Source organism: Shinella pollutisoli (assembly GCF_024609765.1).
GTDB lineage: Bacteria > Pseudomonadota > Alphaproteobacteria > Rhizobiales > Rhizobiaceae > Shinella > Shinella pollutisoli.
The window spans coordinates 67,480-84,610 of record NZ_JANFDG010000013.1 but is presented as its reverse complement, the minus strand read 5'-3'; the positions used below and the strand labels follow the sequence as shown (position 1 = coordinate 84,610).

At 65.5% G+C, this 17,131-nt stretch carries 22 protein-coding genes; 21 read left to right on the top strand and 1 reads right to left on the bottom strand.

Annotated features, from left to right (window positions below):
- The first annotated feature begins 24 nt into the window (after nt 1-24).
- The 20 genes from NNZ72_RS12320 to NNZ72_RS12225 all read left to right on the top strand — a co-directional run bounded on the left by NNZ72_RS12320 (nt 25) and on the right by NNZ72_RS12225 (nt 15,336).
- Nucleotides 25-531, top strand: coding sequence for a hypothetical protein (locus NNZ72_RS12320; protein WP_257315616.1), 507 nt, complete (start codon nt 25-27; stop codon nt 529-531).
- Nucleotides 528-827 carry a hypothetical protein gene (locus NNZ72_RS12315; RefSeq protein WP_257315615.1) on the top strand — a complete coding sequence of 100 codons (300 nt, stop codon included), beginning with the start codon at nt 528-530 and terminating at the stop codon, nt 825-827. The genes NNZ72_RS12320 and NNZ72_RS12315 overlap by 4 nt, the downstream gene beginning before the upstream one ends.
- A 93-nt stretch (nt 828-920) precedes the next feature.
- Nucleotides 921-1,340, top strand: a complete 420-nt coding sequence (locus tag NNZ72_RS12310; protein WP_257315614.1) for a hypothetical protein — start codon at nt 921-923, stop codon at nt 1,338-1,340.
- Nucleotides 1,341-1,343: 3 nt separating this feature from the next.
- Nucleotides 1,344-1,607 carry a DUF2312 domain-containing protein gene (locus NNZ72_RS12305; RefSeq protein WP_257315613.1) on the top strand — a complete coding sequence of 88 codons (264 nt, stop codon included), beginning with the start codon at nt 1,344-1,346 and terminating at the stop codon, nt 1,605-1,607.
- A 189-nt stretch (nt 1,608-1,796) separates the two neighbouring features.
- Nucleotides 1,797-4,025, top strand: a complete 2,229-nt coding sequence (locus NNZ72_RS12300) for a DNA cytosine methyltransferase (protein ID WP_257315612.1) — start codon at nt 1,797-1,799, stop codon at nt 4,023-4,025.
- A gap of 3 nt (nt 4,026-4,028) precedes the next feature.
- Nucleotides 4,029-4,844, top strand: coding sequence for a DUF6551 family protein (locus tag NNZ72_RS12295; protein WP_257315611.1), 816 nt, complete (start codon nt 4,029-4,031; stop codon nt 4,842-4,844).
- Nucleotides 4,837-5,199, top strand: coding sequence for a helix-turn-helix domain-containing protein (locus NNZ72_RS12290; RefSeq protein ID WP_257315610.1), 363 nt, complete (start codon nt 4,837-4,839; stop codon nt 5,197-5,199). The genes NNZ72_RS12295 and NNZ72_RS12290 overlap by 8 nt, the downstream gene beginning before the upstream one ends.
- Nucleotides 5,196-5,573, top strand: a complete 378-nt coding sequence (locus NNZ72_RS12285; protein WP_257315609.1) for a helix-turn-helix domain-containing protein — start codon at nt 5,196-5,198, stop codon at nt 5,571-5,573. Before NNZ72_RS12290 ends, NNZ72_RS12285 begins: the two co-directional genes overlap by 4 nt.
- Entirely contained in the window at nt 5,566-6,456 is an 891-nt protein-coding gene (locus NNZ72_RS12280) for a DNA adenine methylase (protein ID WP_257315608.1), read from the top strand. The genes NNZ72_RS12285 and NNZ72_RS12280 overlap by 8 nt, the downstream gene beginning before the upstream one ends.
- The gene (locus NNZ72_RS12275; RefSeq protein WP_257315607.1) at nt 6,453-7,019 is read left to right on the top strand and encodes an MT-A70 family methyltransferase; all 567 of its coding nucleotides are present in this window, start codon (nt 6,453-6,455) and stop codon (nt 7,017-7,019) included. The genes NNZ72_RS12280 and NNZ72_RS12275 overlap by 4 nt, the downstream gene beginning before the upstream one ends.
- Complete coding sequence (locus NNZ72_RS12270; RefSeq protein ID WP_257315606.1) at nt 7,016-7,273, top strand: hypothetical protein; 258 nt, start codon at nt 7,016-7,018, stop codon at nt 7,271-7,273. The genes NNZ72_RS12275 and NNZ72_RS12270 overlap by 4 nt, the downstream gene beginning before the upstream one ends.
- On the top strand, nt 7,270-8,031 hold the full coding sequence (locus tag NNZ72_RS12265) for a hypothetical protein (protein WP_257315605.1): 762 nt from the start codon (nt 7,270-7,272) through the stop codon (nt 8,029-8,031). The genes NNZ72_RS12270 and NNZ72_RS12265 overlap by 4 nt, the downstream gene beginning before the upstream one ends.
- The gene (locus NNZ72_RS12260) at nt 8,028-8,711 is read left to right on the top strand and encodes a DUF1376 domain-containing protein (RefSeq protein WP_257315604.1); all 684 of its coding nucleotides are present in this window, start codon (nt 8,028-8,030) and stop codon (nt 8,709-8,711) included. The genes NNZ72_RS12265 and NNZ72_RS12260 overlap by 4 nt, the downstream gene beginning before the upstream one ends.
- Entirely contained in the window at nt 8,711-9,460 is a 750-nt protein-coding gene (locus tag NNZ72_RS12255) for a hypothetical protein (RefSeq protein WP_257315603.1), read from the top strand. The genes NNZ72_RS12260 and NNZ72_RS12255 overlap by 1 nt, the downstream gene beginning before the upstream one ends.
- Nucleotides 9,460-11,013, top strand: a complete 1,554-nt coding sequence (locus tag NNZ72_RS12250; protein WP_257315602.1) for a terminase large subunit — start codon at nt 9,460-9,462, stop codon at nt 11,011-11,013. The genes NNZ72_RS12255 and NNZ72_RS12250 overlap by 1 nt, the downstream gene beginning before the upstream one ends.
- 18 nt (nt 11,014-11,031) lie before the next feature.
- A complete protein-coding gene (locus NNZ72_RS12245; protein WP_257315601.1) occupies nt 11,032-11,493 on the top strand; it encodes a hypothetical protein in 462 nt (153 codons plus the stop codon).
- Nucleotides 11,490-11,915 carry a hypothetical protein gene (locus NNZ72_RS12240; protein WP_257315600.1) on the top strand — a complete coding sequence of 142 codons (426 nt, stop codon included), beginning with the start codon at nt 11,490-11,492 and terminating at the stop codon, nt 11,913-11,915. The genes NNZ72_RS12245 and NNZ72_RS12240 overlap by 4 nt, the downstream gene beginning before the upstream one ends.
- 1 nt (nt 11,916) lies before the next feature.
- The gene (locus NNZ72_RS12235; RefSeq protein ID WP_257315599.1) at nt 11,917-14,163 is read left to right on the top strand and encodes a portal protein; all 2,247 of its coding nucleotides are present in this window, start codon (nt 11,917-11,919) and stop codon (nt 14,161-14,163) included.
- On the top strand, nt 14,156-15,145 hold the full coding sequence (locus NNZ72_RS12230) for a hypothetical protein (protein WP_257315598.1): 990 nt from the start codon (nt 14,156-14,158) through the stop codon (nt 15,143-15,145). Before NNZ72_RS12235 ends, NNZ72_RS12230 begins: the two co-directional genes overlap by 8 nt.
- A gap of 8 nt (nt 15,146-15,153) precedes the next feature.
- The gene (locus NNZ72_RS12225; protein ID WP_257315597.1) at nt 15,154-15,336 is read left to right on the top strand and encodes a carbon storage regulator; all 183 of its coding nucleotides are present in this window, start codon (nt 15,154-15,156) and stop codon (nt 15,334-15,336) included.
- Nucleotides 15,337-15,425: 89 nt separating this feature from the next.
- Here the strand turns inward: NNZ72_RS12225 and NNZ72_RS12220 are convergent, their stop codons facing one another.
- A complete protein-coding gene (locus NNZ72_RS12220; protein WP_257315596.1) occupies nt 15,426-15,959 on the bottom strand; it encodes a flagellin in 534 nt (177 codons plus the stop codon).
- Between the two features lie 598 nt (nt 15,960-16,557).
- Between NNZ72_RS12220 and NNZ72_RS12215 the strand changes: the two genes are divergently transcribed.
- Nucleotides 16,558-17,010: a hypothetical protein gene (locus NNZ72_RS12215; RefSeq protein WP_257315595.1), complete on the top strand. Its 453-nt coding sequence runs from the start codon at nt 16,558-16,560 to the stop codon at nt 17,008-17,010.
- Nucleotides 17,011-17,131 lie beyond the last annotated feature (121 nt).

Below are 17,131 nucleotides of genomic sequence, written 5' to 3'. Positions count from 1 at the left end.
TTCCTGCGGAGCGCGTGGCAGGCCATGATCGCGACCCCTGTCCGCATCAAGCATCGCCTGATTGCCCTGCCCACGCACCGCCGCGCCCCTGCTCCCACCGCCCAGGGGCATATCTTCTCCGGCTTCCACGAAGAGGACCCCCTGTGCTTCCAACATGGCACGGGGATGCGCGGTATCTCCGCAGGAAAAAATCCGCAGGGTTGCGGCAAGCGAACCGCAATCCTTTTCGACGTCGACGGCTTCGTCAGCCACCTGCGCGGCCTCTATCCCCGCGCCACGGTGCACCACGTCGCCGCGGCGACCGGAATTTCCGCCGCCAGCGTCGAAAACTGGCTGCACCGGCGGTCACAGCCGTCGGTGCAGCACTTCTCCATCCTGATCCAGACCTTCGGCCCGGCCCTGCTCGCCGCCTGCCTCGCCTCCCCGCCCCCATGGGTCGCCGAGGCGGTGCGCACCCAGCGCCGGCGCGAGATCGACGCGCAGGTCGCCAAGCTGATCTCCGAGCGTCAGTCCTATGGCGGTGCGATGTGACGAAGTTCGGCAACCCCACTTCCGTCAGCGCGCTCCTGCGGGACGAAAGCGAGCGGCGGCTCTACGCCCTGTTCGACGACATCCGCACGCTCGACATCGGCCGGGCCGAGGCCCGCGAGCTTCTGCACGGCATGTGCCGCAGCAAGGGCTGGTGGATCCAGACCTTCGCGTCGGGTCCGAAAAAGCGGCCCCCGCACGACGTCGAAAAGGCGCGACGGCAACTCGCCGTCCTCCTCCGCCTCGAAGAATGGATGCTCCAGAAGGAGGCCGGCCATGCAGCCGATCCCGGCGGATGAGGACGACCGTGCCGCACAGGACGCCGTCGAGGGAACGATCTGGCGGCGCCCATGGGGCGCGAGGGCGAAACCGCGCGCCGAGCGGGGGGCGCCATGACGCTGGAGCACGAGCTCGTCAGCTATCACGCCGTGGTGCGCTATTGCGAGCGCATCCTCGGCGTGGCGCTGCCGGCTTCCGACGCCAGCGGGCGCGCCTGCGCCGAGGCCCACGCCCGCGCCGCCGAACTGACGCTCGACGAGGTGCGCCGGCTGATCTGGACGCCGGGCATCCGCTTCGCGAGCCGGTTCGGCGTCCGCTCGGCGAGCAACGGCACCTTCGCCGTGGCGATCTCGCAGCCCAGCGGCGTCATCACCACCGTCTACCCGCCCTTCGCCCATGACGAGCACCGGCTCCGCATCCTTTCCGAGCGCGAGCTGCGCCAGCGCGCGAAACGCAACGAACGCCGCTTCCGGCGTCGACCAACCGCCACCGTCGCAATCCTGCGCGAGGCGACACCAACCCAGGAGGAATAGACCATGTCGGATGCCCACGGCGTCGCCCGCGACCAGCTCCGCGCCTTCATCGAGCGAATCGAGCGGCTCGAGGAGGAAAAGAAGACCATCGCCGAGGACATCAAGGATGTCTACGGCGAGGCCAAGGGCGTCGGCTTCGACACCGCCGTGCTGCGCCGGGTCGTCCAGATACGCAAGCAGGACAAGGACGAGCGGATGGAGCAGGAGGCGATCCTCGACACCTATCTCCAGGCCCTCGGCATGATCGACCTGCCGGCGGAGGCATGACGCCATGGCAGCGAACGGACTTTACGGGAAATGCCCGTGCTGCGGCCACGTCTTCCTGGTCGCCCGCCTGCCGATGCCGCTCGCAGTCGCAGCGCAACTCGCCCGCCGTGCCGCGTGCGCGGAATGCGGGGCCATGCAGGGCATAACGGCTGCTCTTCCGCCGAAGGCCACGGATGCGGAGGGCCGAGCATGAACCTCGCTCTTCCGCCGACGACGGTGGAATTCACGCACTTCCATTTTTTTGCCGGCCTCGGCGCCGCGGCGAAGGGCTTCAACAAGGGCTCGGCACGCGTGGGCAATCTGCGCGCCACGTTCCGCTGCCTCGGCGGGATCGACAACGATCCGGCCGCGGTGCGCGACTTCTCCCGCCTCGCCGGCGTGCCCGGCACACTGCTCGACCTGTTCGACGAGGATCAGTATAGGGCGTTTCACGGTGCCGCACCGCCGCGCGGCTGGCAGCCCGCCACGACGGACGACATTCGCCGCGCCGCGCGTTACGAGTTCCCCGACATGGTGTTCCTCAGCGCACCGTGCAAAGGCTTCTCCGGGCTGCTTCCGGAATCGTCGTCGAAGACCGCGAAATACCAGGCGCTCAACCGCCTGACGCTGCGCGGCGTCTGGCTCATGCTGGAGACGTTCCGGGAAAAGCTGCCGAAGCTCATCATCTTCGAGAACGTCCCGCGCATCGCGACCCGCGGCCGCGGGCTGCTCGACCAGATCGTCGCGCTGCTGCGCAGCTACGGCTATGCCGTGGCCGAGACGACGCACGATTGCGGCGAGATCGGCGGGCTGGGGCAGAGCCGCAAGCGGTTCCTCCTCGTCGCCCGACACGAGGAGACCGTGCCGCCGTTCCTCTACGAGCCGGAAAAGCGCCGGCTGCGCGGCGTCGGCGAGATCCTCGAAACGCTGCCCCTGCCCGGCGACCCACGCGGCGGCCCGCTGCACCGCATCCCGGCTCTCCAATGGAAGACCTGGGTACGTCTCGCCTTCGTCGAGGCCGGCGCGGACTGGCGCTCGCTCAACAAGCTCGCGGTCGAGGACGGCGTGCTGCGGGATTTCGGGATACTGCCCGTCGGCGGCTGGCGTGACGATATCCTCGGTGTCCTGCCCTGGTGCGACACATCGAGGACGGTGACGGCGAACGCCGGGGCGACGACGGGCCGCTTCTCGGTAGCCGACCCTCGCGAGTTTGGTACGCCGCACAACGGCAGCCTCGGCGTTCGCGAATGGGACGCTCCGTCCGGTGCGGTCACCGCAAACGGCCGTCCGTCGGCGGGGTCGTTCTCGGTCGCCGATCCGCGCCCGCCGGAGGGCAGCCTCGAATACCACCAGTACGGCGTCCGCGAATGGAACGACCCGAGCGGTGCCGTGATCAATGTGAAATCGCCCGGGCAAGGCACGTTTTCGGTCGCCGATCCGCGAATGGAAGGCAAGCCGCGCTTCAACAATGTCTACCGGATCGTCGCCTGGGACGGCACGGCGCCAGCAGTGGCCGGTCCCGGCGGTCCCGCCGGCGGGCTCGCCGTCGCCGATCCGCGGCCCGCGCCGCGCGACGACTACAAGCAGACCAAGTACCGGGTGACGGCTTACGAGGAGGCGGCCGGAACGGTCATCGCGGCGTCGACCACCGGCAACGGTGCGTTCGCGGTCGCGGACCCGAGGACAACGTGGGACGACGACACCCATGGCAACAAGCTCGCCGTCACCGACTGGCGGGATCACGGCCCTACCGTCACCGGCGCGCGCTTTGGTTCCGGCGCCGGTGCCGTCGCTGATCCCCGCACCGGCTATGGCCGCGGCACGCACCAGAATATCCTTGCCGTCACGGATTGGGACGACAACGCCAAGACAGTCACCGGCGCCTGCCATGTCGCCGGCGGGGCCTTGAGCGTAGCAGATCCGCGTCCCGTGGGGCTCAACCGAAGCCGCGAGCACTACAAGACCGGCGGGCACTACGGCGTGGTGCCGTGGGAGGAAAACTCCGGCGCGGTGCCGGCATACGGGAAGTATGACCGGGGCGCCTGGTCCGTCGCCGATCCCCGCGGCGGCGCCGGCGACACGACTGACAGCCTGCCGGCACCGAGCGACCGCCTCGTCGCCGTCATCCGCGCCCTCGACGGGACGTGGCACAGGCCGTTCACCACGCTCGAGCTCGCCGCGCTGCAGAGCCTCGTCGATCCGGACGAGGTTTTCACCCTCGACGGCCAGTCCGATTCGGCGTGGCGCGAGCGCATCGGCAACGCGGTGCCACCCGACGCGGCCGAGGCAATCGCCGGCGTGATGGGGACGACGCTGCTCCTGGCAATGACCGGACAGACCTTCGTGCTGTCGAACCAGCCGATCTGGGTGCGGCCCATCGCGCTCGCGCTGGCGATCGACCAGCGGGGGAACGTGCCAGACGAACTGATGGAGGTGTAGCCCATGCGACCGATATCCGCCCTGCATCTCCCCGACATCACGCCGTGCACCATCACCACCAGCCCGCCAGAGATGCGCCTGGTATGCCCGACCGATCTCTATGTCGACGATCGCTATCAGCGCGGCCTTTCCGAGAGGTCGGTGAAGCTGCTCCGCAAGATCGTCAGCGAATGGTGCTGGACCGCCTACAAGCCGCCGGTGGTGGTGGAGGTCGAGGACCGGCTGGAGGTTATCGACGGCCAGCACACCGCCATCGGCGCAGCGACGCACGGCGGGATTCCGGCGATACCGGTCCTCGTCGTCAAGGCCGAGAGCCATGCACTGCGCGCCGGCGCCTTCGTCCGACATAACCGCGACCGCATCCAGGTCACTCCGACCCAGCTTCATACCGCGCTGGTGGCAGCGGGCGACGAGGATGCGCTGACGATCGAGCAGGTGTGCCAGCGCTCCGGCATCACGATCCTGCGCAACCCGCCGACCATGGGTCGCTTCGCCCCCGGCGAGACCGTCGCCATCTCAACGATCAACACGCTCGTTAACCGGCGCTTCTCCGCCGGGGCGCGCAAGGTACTCGAGGTGTGCCGTGCGAGCGGTGCCGCGCCGGTGCCGGCTCACATGATCAAGGCGGTGGAGCACCTGCTCTTCGCCAAGGAATACCAGGACGACATCGATGCGGAACGCATCGGCATGGTGATCAGCGCACGGGCCGACGCGCTGGAGAAGGAGGCGAAGCGCTTTTCCATCGAGCGCAAGGTGCCCTTCTGGCGCGCCTATGCCTCGGTCATCTTCATGAACCGGAGAAAGGCGCGCCATGGATGACCTGGTGCAGGCCCAGCAGCGTGAAATCGCGATGCTCCGGGAACGAGTGCGCCAGCTCGAGCACGCGCTTTCCCCCTCTGTCGTCGCCATCGATATGGCATGGCAGCTCACCTCATCGGAGGCGCGGGTGTTCGCCTGCCTCGCCACACGCGCTAAGGCGACGAAGGAAATGATCCTGCAGGCGCTCTACAGCGACCGGCCCGACGATGCTCCCGAACCCAAGATCGTCGACGTGTTCGTCTGCAAGCTGCGGAAGAAGCTAAAGCCGTTCGGGATCGAAATCACGACGGTCTGGGGGCAGGGATATTCCCTCGCAGACCGGTGCCGCTACGTCTCGGAGCCGAGGGTGGCATGAGCGCAACGAACCACACCCACGACCGCGACCTTGTAGAGGCACAACAGCGCGAGATCGACGTTCTCCGCGAGCGCCTTCGGCAGGCTCTGGAGGCGCTTGCGCCGAGCGCCTTCTCGGCTCCTGCCGGCTGGGGGCTGTGCGCCACAGAGGCGCGCATTTTCGCGCATCTGCAGACGAAGCCTCTTGTGACGAAGGCGAGCCTCATGGTCGCCGCCTATGGCCACTGGATCGACGAGATGCCCGCGCCGAACACGCTGGAATCGCACATCAGCAAGCTGCGGCGGAAAATCCGCCGGTTCGGCTACGCCATCAACAACGAGCGCGGCATGGGGTATCGGCTGATCGATCCTGCGGGAGACGTCGGCCATGTCTAGTCTGACGCGCCCCGTTCTTCGCTGGCATGGCGGCAAGTGGCGGCTCGCGCCGTGGATCATCGAGCATTTCCCGCCTCACCGTACCTATGTCGAGCCCTATGGCGGTGCCGCGAGCGTGCTGCTGCGCAAACCGATCTCCTACGGGGAGGTGTACAATGACCTGGATCAGGAAGTCGTCGACCTCTTCCGCGTGTTGCGCGACCCAGTGCGGGCCTCGACGCTGGAGGCTCTTCTTCGCCTGACGCCGTTCGCCCGAGACGAATTCCGGGAGGCATACGAGCCGACCGACGATGTCATCGAGCGGTGCCGGCGGCTGATCATCCGCTCCTTCATGGGGTTCGGATCGAATGCCCACGCCTCCGCGAAAAAGGGGCATCGCTCCACCGGCTTCCGGGCCAGATCCTCCCGGAGCGGCACGACGCCGGCGCACGACTGGGGCAACTATCCCGACGCGATGCGCGCGATGGTCAAGCGGCTTTCGAAGGTCGTCATCGAAAACCGCCCCGCCATCGAGGTCATGTCGCATCATGACCGCCCCGACACGCTGCACTATGTCGACCCGCCGTACATGCACGAGACGCGGGCTCAGGGGAACAAGTATGACCTCGGCTGGCGGATGTACCGCTACGAGATGACCAACCACGACCACGCGGAGCTGCTCGACTTCCTGCGGAACTGCGAAGGAATGGTCGTTCTCTCAGGCTACCCGGCGCCGCTCTATGACGAGCAGCTCGGCGACTGGATGCGCGTCGAGAAGATCGCGCTCGCCGATGGCGCGAGAAAGCGGACCGAGGTGCTCTGGATCAACCCCGCCGCGGCGGATGCGTTGCAGCAGCCGCGAGCCCGCCAGCTTCAGCTATACGAAGCGGAGGAACCGGTATGACCTGGTTCTTCGAGCCGCTCCTCCCGCTCCATTACGAACTGATCGTGATCGATCCGCCGTGGGGGTTTGACCTCTACAGCAAGGAGGGCGCGAAGAAGTCCGCGCTCTCCAAGTACAAGCTGATGACGGATGACGACGTCAAAGCCCTTCCCGTCGGCTCGCTCGCATCCATGGATTGCCTTCTGTACTGCTGGGCTACGGCGCCGCAGCTTCCGCTTGCCATCGACTGTGTCCGCGCGTGGGGCTTCGAATACAAGTCGGTGCTTGTCTGGCGGAAGACGACGCCATCCGGCAAGGTCCGCATGGGTACGGGCTACCGCGTTCGCACCACCGGCGAGATCGTCGTGGTCGCAACTCTCGGGAACCCGAAACAGTCTCTCATCCCCCAGACCATTTTCGACGGGATTGCCCGCGAACACAGCAGGAAGCCCGACGAGTTCTATTCGCTCTGCGATCAGGTGATGCCCTATGCGCGCCGGGCGGACGTCTTTGCCCGTCAACGCCGCGAGGGCTGGCACTCCTTCGGCGATCAGCTCGACACATTCGCAGGAGCCGCTGCATGATCCGGTGGAGCGCGCCCCTCTATGCCGCCGATCGCCGTGTCGCCTCTGTCGGCCGCGTCGAGATCGGCTATGTCGTGCCGCCCTGCCCCATCTGCGCGCATTGGCGTTGGTACCTGACGTTCAAGCATGGGCGCGCCGCCGAAGGCGACGCGATCGACGAGCACGGCGCGAAGACGAGCGTCGTGCGGGTCTGGCGCCAATGGCTCGACGATGCCCAGCTCGTCTGGGCTCCTCGCGAGGAGAGACGCCCATGACGCGCTCCCTCGACGAACAGGCCATCCGCAACGAAGTCGTCGTCAGGCTGCGCGAGCTGCTGCCCGGCGCCAGGATCATCCACGAGCTGAACGTGGCGGGACAGGGCACGAACCGGATCGACGTTGCGGCTGTGACCACGAACCATATCGTCGGCGTCGAGATCAAGTCGAAGAAGGACACGCTGAAGCGGCTCGAGGAGCAGTGGACCGCGTTCCGGAAATGCTGCCACCTCGTCATCGTCGCGGCGCATGAGAAGCATTTCGCCGAATATCGGGAGCCCTGCTACCGCGACGACGTCCCGCCCGAGATCGATCTCAACCATCCGCTCTTCCTCGGGAAGTTCGGCATGCGGGATCACGTCTGGCGCTTCCCGCCGCCTGCCCCTCTTCCCACGCCGGAGCGGCTTGGCCGGTTCACCTATCGCCAAGGCGAGTGCTGGCTGTTCGATCCCTGGCGCGACATCTTTCCGAAGCTGCCGCCGGCGAGCTGCGACCTGCTCCAGATGCTCTGGGCCACAGAACTGCAGCACGAATGCCATCGCCACGGGGTCCCCGTCGCGGCGCGCTCGACGCGATTCACGATGATCCGGGAAATGGCGCTGGGCATGAGCGGCCGCGAGGTCGCGCAGGCCGTTTGCCGCCAGCTCCGCGCCCGGACCTTCGCCGAGGCCGACCCGCCGATCGCTCTCAAATCCGGTGCCGCGCCGCCCACCGGCCCGACACAGCCATCACAGATTTCCGGAGGCACGACACCATGAGCCGACGCACCATGCCCTATCACCGCCGGTATCAGGGCGACGCGCTCCAGGGCTACCGCGGCCTGACGCTGGAGCAGCGCGGCGCCTACACGACGCTGCTCGACCTGATCTACGACCATGGCGGGCCGATCGATTTCAACGAGCGCTGGATCGCCGGCCATCTCGACGTGACGGTGAACCGCGCCAAGAAGCTCGTCGCGCAGTTGATCGAGCTGCGCAAAATCTACCTCACTCCGCGGGGCCAGATCAGCAACCATCGCTGCGAGGTCGAGATCGAAAACGCGCTGAAAATCTCCAAAAAACGCGCGGAAAGTGGCGGAAAACGCAAAGGCAACGGCACGGAAATTTCCGAAAAACCACGGAAAATCAATGCCGCCGCGAAGCATTTGCTCAGCAATTGCTCTGTAATACCAGAGCCAGAGCCATATAAAGATAGGAATACGGATAGGTCTCGTCATGGTGAGACCGGCTTTTCCCACCATGCGCTGGACGCCGTTCCCTATCGACCGCCGCCGCTGTCGCGCAACATCGGCGCTTCGCCCGCCGGCGCCTATTTCGTCGGAGGCGGGGGCCACGACCAATCCGACGGGAACCACCTCGTCGCCGCGCTCGAGCGAACCCGGCGGGACGGCCGGGGTGCGCTGCACGCCCTCATCGCCGACCGCAAACGGAGGCACTGATGGCACGCGCCCCGAAACCCGCCGGCAAATCCGGCAAGGCCAGGACCAAGGCCGCGCCGAAGGCCAAGCCGCAGCCCGCCACGCGCCGCGCGCGGAAGATCGGCAAGACCGCCCCGCCGGTGCGCCACGGGCCGCCGTGGGACGAACGCTTCGTCGTCACCGCCGGCACGATCGTGGCGCTCGGCGGCAGCGACGAGCAGGTCGCCGAGGCGCTGGGCTGCGACCTCGACGACATCGCCTTCTGGCGCGAGGAGCATCCGGCCTTCGACCGGGCCTTCGAACGCGACCCGCGCACCGGCGGCCGTCCGACGCTGTGGGACGATCGCAACGTAGAGATCGCCAAGGGGCTGGCGAAGCTCGGCGCGACCGACCTCGACGTGGCGCAGGCCTTCGGCGTCTCGGTCCGCACGATCCACCGCTGGAAGCTCGAATATCCCGAGTTCGCCGAGGCGCTCAGGCTCGGCAAGGAGGAGGCCGACAGTCTGGTCGAGCAGAGCCTGTTCAAGCGGGCGACCGGGTACACGTTCGACAGCGAGAAGATCGTCACCGCCGGCGGCGTGGTGCAGCGCGTCGAGACGATGCAGCACGTGCCGCCCGACACCACGGCTGCGATTTTCTGGCTCAAGAACCGGAAGGCCGCCGACTGGCGCGACACCAAGAACCTGAAGCATGGCGTCGATGAAGACGATCCGCTCGCCGATTTCCTCAAGGAGATCGGCGGCAGGACCTTCAAGCCCGTGGATAAGTGATGGCGGAGCAGCTCTACCAGCACCTCGCAGGTCTCTCCCGGGCCGAGTTGACGGAACGGCTGAAGGACCCGCACTGGCGCATCCGGAACCTCTACTACATCAAGGACAAGCAGGGCAAAACCGTCCTGTTCAAGCCGAACGAGGTGCAGGAAAAATTCATCGCCGAGCTCTGGTACCGCAACGTGGTGCCGAAAGCGCGGCAGCGCGGGTTCAGCACCGTCGTCCAGCTCATGATGCTCGACGCGTGCCTGTTCAACCAGGACACCACTGCGGCGATCATCGCCCAGGACCAGGTAACCGCATCGAAGATCATGCGGGAAAAAATCGAGTTCGCTTACGAGCGGCTGCCCGATTTCCTGCGGCGCCTGATCCCGCTGACGAAGGACAACGTCACCGAAAAGGTCTTCTCCAACGGCTCGTCGATCACGGTTTCCACCTCGGCGCGCGGCACCACGCTGTCCTGGCTGCACGTCTCGGAATTCGGCGTGATCTGCTTCCAGTCACCGCTGAAGGCCGACGAGATCATCACCGGCGCACTGCCGGCGGCCGAAGCGGGCATCACCGTCATCGAATCGACGGCCAAGGGCCGCGACGGCGAGTATTACAAGATCGTGCAGACCGCGAAGGCGAATGCCGAGGCCGGCAAGAAGCTGACGAAGGCGGAATACAAGCTGCATTTCGCGTCATGGTGGGATGCCGATGAATACGAGCTCGACCCCGAGGGCGTGATCATCACGGCGAAGGACCACCAATATTTCGACGAGAAGGAGCGGGAAATCGGTCGCCCGCTCCCTGCCCGCAAGCGGGCCTGGTACGTCTCGACCCGGGACAACACTTTCGGCGGCGACGAAGAGAAGATGTGGTCGGAGTATCCGACGACGCTCGACGAGGCGTTCAAGGTCTCGACCGAGGGCGTCTATCTCGCCAAGCAGCTCACGACGGCGCGCCAGCAGAGCCGCATCGGCCGCTTCCCCTATCGGCCCGGGATTCCGGTCAACACGTTCTGGGACCTCGGGGTCGATGACGACATCGCCATCTGGTTCCATCAGACCGTCGGCGCGATGGATCATTTCATCGACTATTTCGAGTGCAGCAACGAGGCCTATGATTTCGTCGTCCGCGCGATGCAGGCCAAGGGCTATATCTGGGGCCGGCACTACCTGCCGCACGACGGCGACCAGCGCCGTCCCGGCCAGATCTCGCTGCAGACGCCGCGCGACATGCTCGAAGGCCTCGGGCTCTCCCAGATCGTCATCGTCCCGCGCACCGCCGACCTCGTGGCGATCGGAATTCAGGAGCTGCGCGCCGATTTCGCGACCTATTGCTTCGACGAGGAGAAGTGCTCGCCGGGTCTCGTCCATCTGGAGAACTACCGCAAGGCCTGGAACCAGGGCATGGGCGTCTGGTCCGAGTATCCCGCCAAGAACGGCCACCAGCACGCCGCCGACGCTATCCGCCAGAAGGCGCAGGCGAGCGACATGGTGCGCCGCCACGCGCTTTCGACGGGCAGCACGGTGCCGCGCCGACGCAACCGCTCTGGAATGGCGGTCTGAGCCGCCGGAAAGGAAGACATGTCAATCATCGCCTATCGGAACGGGGTAATCGCGGCGGACACCGGCGGCTGGGTCGGCGACGCCAAGCATCCGTTTTCCCGAAAGATCACCATCGGCGCCGACGGGACGCTCTACGGAACCATCGGCCACGCGCCGGAGTGTGCCCGCTTCATCGAATGGGTGGAGACCGGCCGTCCCGGCCCGATGCCCATGGCGGAAAAGCTGCCGGGCCAGGAATCCTCCTTCGTGGTCATGGTCGTTTCGCCCGGAGGGCTCATCTCGCTCATCTCGGCCTGGGGCGAGGAGCCCCTCTACACCGCGGACTATTTCGCGATCGGCGGCGCCGCCGCCGTCGCACTCGGCGCGCTCCATGCCGGCGCCGACGCCTATGGCGCGGTCCAAGCCGCCATCGTCCATTCCAGCAGCGCCACCGGCAGCATCCATCGCCTATCCCGCCCCAGACCAGGAGAAAAAGCATGACACCCGATCTCGACCTCTCGCGCCGCGTCTGGACTTTTCGCCGCGACGGCGTTACCGCTATTGGCACCTGGCTACGGGTGGAAGGCCGCTTCCGTCCGTGCATGGTCCTTATTCCGGCGGACAGGGAATATGACGACAGGCTGACGCCGTGCGTGGTCACGATGGACCGTGCATGGATCTGGTCGGAAGAAGTCGGCGATCCCGCTGAAGCCGCTCGCACCGCGTATCAGTTCGCGGCTTGCCTCGGTCTCAACGAGCACAACCCCCGTACCGTCATCCGGCTCGCGATGTTCATCGCAGACCATCTCGGCGACCTCCTGTCGATCCCCCCCTATCAGAACAACGACGTCGAGACCGTGGCGGAAATCACCATGGTCGACACGAAAACAGGCCGGACCATAGAGACCGAGCTGAAGGAATAGCATGTTCGACCTCGCCGCCGACGACGGATCCGTCAGAAAGAAGCGCTACAAGTCCCCCCTGCCGGACAGCCCGGCGCCGGCGCGGCGCCGGGCAGGAAATGCGCTCGACAGCGCGAAGAACGTCCGCCTGCATCACGATCTCCTCGGCCTCTACACGCGGGAGATGGATCGGCAGGCCGAATCCCGCCGCGACATGGCCAAGGACGAGGATATCTACGACAATATCCAGTGGGATGAAGCGGATGCCGCGCAGGTCGAAGGCCGCGGCCAGGTCCCCCTCGTCTTCAACGTCACGGCGACTTCGATCGATTGGGTTCTCGGCACGGAGAAGCGCGCCCGCACGGATTTCAAGGTGCTGCCGCGCCGCAAGGAGGACGGGCAGCCCGCCCAGCGCAAGAGCGAGTTGCTCAAGTACCTGTCCGACGTCAACCATTCCACCTTCGCGGTCTCGCGCGCGTTCGAAGATGCGGCAAAAGTCGGCATCGGCTGGATGGAGGACGGCTATCAGGGAGACGAGGAAGGCGAGCCGCTTTTCTCGCGCTATGAATCGTGGCGCAACATCCTCTGGGACAGTTCCTCCGTCGAGCCGTCGCTGTCGGACGCGCGCTATGTTTTCCGGTCCAAGTGGCTCGACCTGGACGTCGCCTGCGCCCTTTTCCCCAAGCGCCGTTCGCTCCTTCAGCGCAGCGTCGACGACGCGGACAACTTCGCCATGGTCGACGGCTACGGCGACGAGGCGATGGACGGACCCGAGCTGGAGGCCCAGGGCAAGGGCCTCCACAGCAGCTACACGTCCGACAACGTCACCGGCTATCAGCGTCGGCGCGTGCGCATCATCGAGGCGTGGGTGCGGATGCCCGTGACGGCCGAGCGGATTTCCGGCGGCACCTTCGGCGGCGAGCTGTTCGATCCGCTCTCGCGCGGCCATGTGGAGGCGATCGAGCAGGGCGACGGGGAAGTCATCCAGAAGCCCGGCATGCGCATGTATGTCGCGCTCTTCACGACGGCCGGTATGCTCTGGCTCTCTCCCTCGCCGTACCGTCACAACCAGTTTCCTTTCACCCCCATCTGGAACAAGCGCCGAGGCCGCGACGGCATGCCCTACGGGCTCGTGCGCAACGTTCGCGACATCCAGATCGACATCAACAAGCGGGCCAGCAAGGCGTTGCACATCCTGTCGACCAACAAGGTCGTCATCGACGAGGACACCATCCCCGCCAGCACGACGGTCGAGGAGTTCCTCGATGAGGTCGCGCGCCCCGATGGCGTCATCGTCAAGACGCGAGGGTCGCACCTGGAGCTCAACGCCGACCGCGACCTGAGCCAATGGCAACTCGAGCTGATGTCGCGCAACATCAACATGGTGCAGCAGGTCGGCGGCGTGACGGACGAGAACCTCGGCCGCAGCACGAACGCCGTGTCCGGCGTCGCGATCCAGGCACGCCAGGAGCAGGGCGCGCTCGCCACCGCCAAGCTCTTCGACAATCACCGCTTCGCCCAGCAGCTCCGCGGCGAGAAGATCCTCGCCAACATCGAGCAGTTCATGTCGGAGCAGAAGATGTTCCGGATCACGAATATGCGCGGGAAGCCGGAATACGTCACCGTCAACGACGGGCTGCCCGAAAACGACATCGTCCGGACCAAGGCGGATTATGTCATCGACGAGGCCGACTGGCGCGCCAGCGTGCGGCAGGCGCAGGTGGACAGCCTGCTCGATCTGCTCGCCAAGCTCGCCCCCGTGGCGCCGCAACTCGCCGTCGCCGTGCTCGACCTCATCGTCGAGGCGATGGACATCCCGCAGCGCGACGAGCTCGTCAAGCGCATCCGCCAGGTGACGGGCATGCGCGATCCGGACGCGACCGACGAAAGCCCCGAGGATATCGCGAAGGCGCAGGCCGCCCAGCAACAGCAGGAGCTCATCCTGCGCGACGCGCTCGCCTCCATCGCCAAGAAGGAGGCGGAGGCGGCGAGGAACCAGGCACAGGCCGGCGAGATCAAGGCCCGAACGGCGCTTTCGAACGTCGGGGCGCAGAAATCGGCATTGGAAGCGGCCGGCACGGCCGCAGCCGTACCCTCGCTCGCCGACATCGCCGACCACATCCTGCACGAGGCGGGATTTGTCTCCCGCACCGAGGGCGAGGAAACCATGAAGACCCTCGCCACGCAGGCCGCCGCGCAGCAACAGGCGGCGGCGCAGGCTGCGCCACCCGACCAACCCACCCACGAAACCGCAATCGGCCTTGGCTGAGAAAGGACGCACGATGCCTCCCAAACCGAGTGATGATGATCTGGACCTGCTGACCGAAGAGGAACGGCAGGGACTGCTCGACGACGCGATCGTCGATGAAGGGCTGGACGATGACGCCGGCGACGACGAGGACGGCGGCAGCGATGCTGGCGCCGGCGAGAGCGACGACGGCGCAGCCGCGGCCGCAACCGAGAGCGGCGACGCCGGCAGCGGCGAGCCGGACGGCGGCGACGAGGCCGACGAGCAGTCCGCCGACGCGGGCGGTGCGGATGCGGCAGCAGCGGCAGCCGCGGACGCAGTGGCAGCGGCGGCGGCGGCGGATACGGGCGCGGCGGCCGTCGCGGAGCCGGAGGAGCGCGCGGCGAGCTGGATCCTGCCGCCCGAGCTCGGGCAGAAGATCGATGAGCTCGACAAGGCGCGTGACGCGCTTGCCGAGCAATTCGATGACGGGGAACTGACCGCGAAGGAGTATCGCGAGAAGCTCAAGCCGATCGAGAAGGAGCTCGACGAGCTCAAGGATCGGCGCACCGCGGCGAATGTCGAGCGCGATCTGGAAATCCGTCGGTACAAGACCGAAACCGTGCCGGGCTTTCTCGAAGCACATCCGGAATACGCCGATCCGGAATCGCCGCTCTACACCATGCTCGACCAGACCCTGCGCAAGCTCCAGCAGTCGTCGCGCGACCCGCTGTCCCCGCGCCTTCTGGAGCGCGCGCACGAGCAGATCGCCGGCCAGGTCCGCAAGGCCTTCGGCGTCGATGTCACGGCGCCCAAGCCGAAGGACCCGAACCCGAAGCCGGCCGCGCCCAAGCGCGAGATCCCGCCGACGCTGGCCAACGTGCCGACGTCCGACATCACGGATGCCGACGACGGCGGCGAGTTCGCCTATCTCGACCGTCTCGCGACCCAGGACGTCGAGAAATACGAGGCCGCGCTTGCCAAGATGTCCGACGAGGCGCGCGAGCGCTATCTCGCGCAGTAGGCCACGGCATGCTGCGATTGACCGTCAAGGTGGGACAGCAGGTCCAGATCGAAGGCGTCGGCACAATCCATGTCGACGAGAAATCGGGCCGCTGCGTCAAGCTCGGCTTCGAGACAGAGTACGGCCCGATCCGCATCGTCGATGCGGAGGGCGACCGGCGGCCCACCGAGCAGCGGCCGCACGCGGACTGATCCACCAGGGCGCATGAGTGCCCGTCTCCGCAGTCTTCCCACCGGTTTTGTCACGCCCTAAAGGGGCCGAATAACCACCAGTCGACGAGTTACTGGAAGAGTGGGACGCTTCTCTGCGTTGAGTTGTTCGCCATCCCCAACGACTGCACGGCCAGTTGTTCCTGGACACGCAGAGCCTTCAGCTTGGAGGACTCTTCGTTCAGATCCGCGTCGACAAGTTGGCCGATGCCACGATTGTTGGCGTCGACAAGGTTTCGGACAAAGGTCCTGTTTTCCTCGTCACGAGCCGTTGAAGCTCCAAGGTATGCAGGGATATCCGACCGCACGATGTCCGATTTCGCCTGATCCTGGGTATCTCTGATCTCACGGTATGCGTTCAACAATGCCTCGACGAGCGTCTTGATAGCGTCGAGCTGCATCCGCATCTGCTCCTTTTGGCTTTGCTCCATCTGAGAAGCCGAGTCCAATTGCCCGTCAGAGCCAGCGGTCAGTAAAGCGGTCAGGCCTCCTATGCCTTGGGTCCTCAGGCTTTCAGGCGAACCGGAAGCAGGAGAATCGACCGCCGGTTTCGTGGGCTGGTGAGTGCTTCCGATCTCGCGGACGCGCGAAGGTGCATCGCTCATGCGCAATGCTGTTCCGACTGAGGCAACTAACATCGTAAACCCTTTGAAGAAAATGCTCGCAGCGACATCATGCTGCTTATCAAGGTGTCATGCCCATGCGCACTCAACCATAGAGTTTTCAATGGTACGTCAAATCAATCGGTAAAATGCGATGGGTTGGTCGCGTCATTCACCAATGGCATTCATCCGCGACATCTGGCCGGAAACGAGCAAGACGGACAGAAAGACGGTAGTTTCGGCGGGGAGAATGGCGGTGACCGGCTCGCCAGAAGCTGCCCAGCGATACTCGCACTCGACGAAGTTGATGAACTGGTTGGCGTCCGAGTTTGCTGCCCGTCGTCCAGTGCCACGCATCGGCAGATGGATGGTGACGCTGCGACAGGAGGCAACAAGCTAGATCAGCGTCACGAGAACCATGGCCGCCGCGCCAGCGTTCGCCACGGCGGCGGCCACGATCCACCATAGGGAACGCCTTAGGCAGGCGAGCAGCGACAGGAGAAGGGCCGTTGCGGAGCTAGTGCAGAGCATCACTTGAAGCTCAATTAACGAGTTCTTATCTATCAGCAATTGCAATCCCGTTTTTCAGAAAGGATTTCAAATGAACGACAATTTGCTGCGCGCGCTCTACGAAACCAAACGCCAGTCCTTCCTCCTGGGCTTCATCCAAGCACCGGATCGCTTTGATAGCGCGCTGGCATTCGCCTACCAGCATCGCATCGAGCCCATATTTCATGAGCAAACGGCTCGTGAAATCTACGGCGGCGACCCCTTTTCGTCCGTCTACGCTATCGACGCTGCGTTTGTAGATTCGGTCTCGAAATACATCGACGCCAACAGCGACGAGAAGAAATCCGAGAATCTTACTTTTTGCAAGATGGAGGATGAGTTTGGTGGGCGAGCGGTCCGCATGAAGCTGCGCTACGCCCTTGAATACATTCAGCTTTCCGAGCGCTTCGAACAGTCCGACTTTGAAGCGATCTTGCGCCACGCGCCGGCGGAGGCGAAGAAACTCGTCACGGAATTCACGCCGCAGGATGTCGATTTCGGGTAGAATCTCCCGCACTACGCTTCGGAGGTAGGCGCCCCGGACGGATGGCGGGGCGCCATCTTGTAACGGCGGGCGTAGTTCGTCGTGAAGCCGGTCGGCCTTCGCGCTTCCCAACTCCTCCGCC

What these genes read in the sequence shown, in the direction of transcription:
- NNZ72_RS12320 (WP_257315616.1), top strand. Translation starts at nt 25, where the DNA reads ATGATCGCGACCCCTGTCCGCATCAAGCATCGCCTGATTGCCCTGCCC.
- NNZ72_RS12310 (WP_257315614.1), top strand. Translation starts at nt 921, where the DNA reads ATGACGCTGGAGCACGAGCTCGTCAGCTATCACGCCGTGGTGCGCTAT.
- NNZ72_RS12305 (WP_257315613.1), top strand. Translation starts at nt 1,344, where the DNA reads ATGTCGGATGCCCACGGCGTCGCCCGCGACCAGCTCCGCGCCTTCATC.
- NNZ72_RS12300 (WP_257315612.1), top strand. Translation starts at nt 1,797, where the DNA reads ATGAACCTCGCTCTTCCGCCGACGACGGTGGAATTCACGCACTTCCAT.
- NNZ72_RS12295 (WP_257315611.1), top strand. Translation starts at nt 4,029, where the DNA reads ATGCGACCGATATCCGCCCTGCATCTCCCCGACATCACGCCGTGCACC.
- NNZ72_RS12290 (WP_257315610.1), top strand. Translation starts at nt 4,837, where the DNA reads ATGGATGACCTGGTGCAGGCCCAGCAGCGTGAAATCGCGATGCTCCGG.
- NNZ72_RS12285 (WP_257315609.1), top strand. Translation starts at nt 5,196, where the DNA reads ATGAGCGCAACGAACCACACCCACGACCGCGACCTTGTAGAGGCACAA.
- NNZ72_RS12280 (WP_257315608.1), top strand. Translation starts at nt 5,566, where the DNA reads ATGTCTAGTCTGACGCGCCCCGTTCTTCGCTGGCATGGCGGCAAGTGG.
- NNZ72_RS12275 (WP_257315607.1), top strand. Translation starts at nt 6,453, where the DNA reads ATGACCTGGTTCTTCGAGCCGCTCCTCCCGCTCCATTACGAACTGATC.
- NNZ72_RS12270 (WP_257315606.1), top strand. Translation starts at nt 7,016, where the DNA reads ATGATCCGGTGGAGCGCGCCCCTCTATGCCGCCGATCGCCGTGTCGCC.
- NNZ72_RS12265 (WP_257315605.1), top strand. Translation starts at nt 7,270, where the DNA reads ATGACGCGCTCCCTCGACGAACAGGCCATCCGCAACGAAGTCGTCGTC.
- NNZ72_RS12260 (WP_257315604.1), top strand. Translation starts at nt 8,028, where the DNA reads ATGAGCCGACGCACCATGCCCTATCACCGCCGGTATCAGGGCGACGCG.
- NNZ72_RS12255 (WP_257315603.1), top strand. Translation starts at nt 8,711, where the DNA reads ATGGCACGCGCCCCGAAACCCGCCGGCAAATCCGGCAAGGCCAGGACC.
- NNZ72_RS12250 (WP_257315602.1), top strand. Translation starts at nt 9,460, where the DNA reads ATGGCGGAGCAGCTCTACCAGCACCTCGCAGGTCTCTCCCGGGCCGAG.
- NNZ72_RS12245 (WP_257315601.1), top strand. Translation starts at nt 11,032, where the DNA reads ATGTCAATCATCGCCTATCGGAACGGGGTAATCGCGGCGGACACCGGC.
- NNZ72_RS12240 (WP_257315600.1), top strand. Translation starts at nt 11,490, where the DNA reads ATGACACCCGATCTCGACCTCTCGCGCCGCGTCTGGACTTTTCGCCGC.
- NNZ72_RS12235 (WP_257315599.1), top strand. Translation starts at nt 11,917, where the DNA reads ATGTTCGACCTCGCCGCCGACGACGGATCCGTCAGAAAGAAGCGCTAC.
- NNZ72_RS12225 (WP_257315597.1), top strand. Translation starts at nt 15,154, where the DNA reads ATGCTGCGATTGACCGTCAAGGTGGGACAGCAGGTCCAGATCGAAGGC.
- NNZ72_RS12220 (WP_257315596.1), bottom strand. Translation starts at nt 15,959, where the DNA reads ATGAGCGATGCACCTTCGCGCGTCCGCGAGATCGGAAGCACTCACCAG.
- NNZ72_RS12215 (WP_257315595.1), top strand. Translation starts at nt 16,558, where the DNA reads ATGAACGACAATTTGCTGCGCGCGCTCTACGAAACCAAACGCCAGTCC.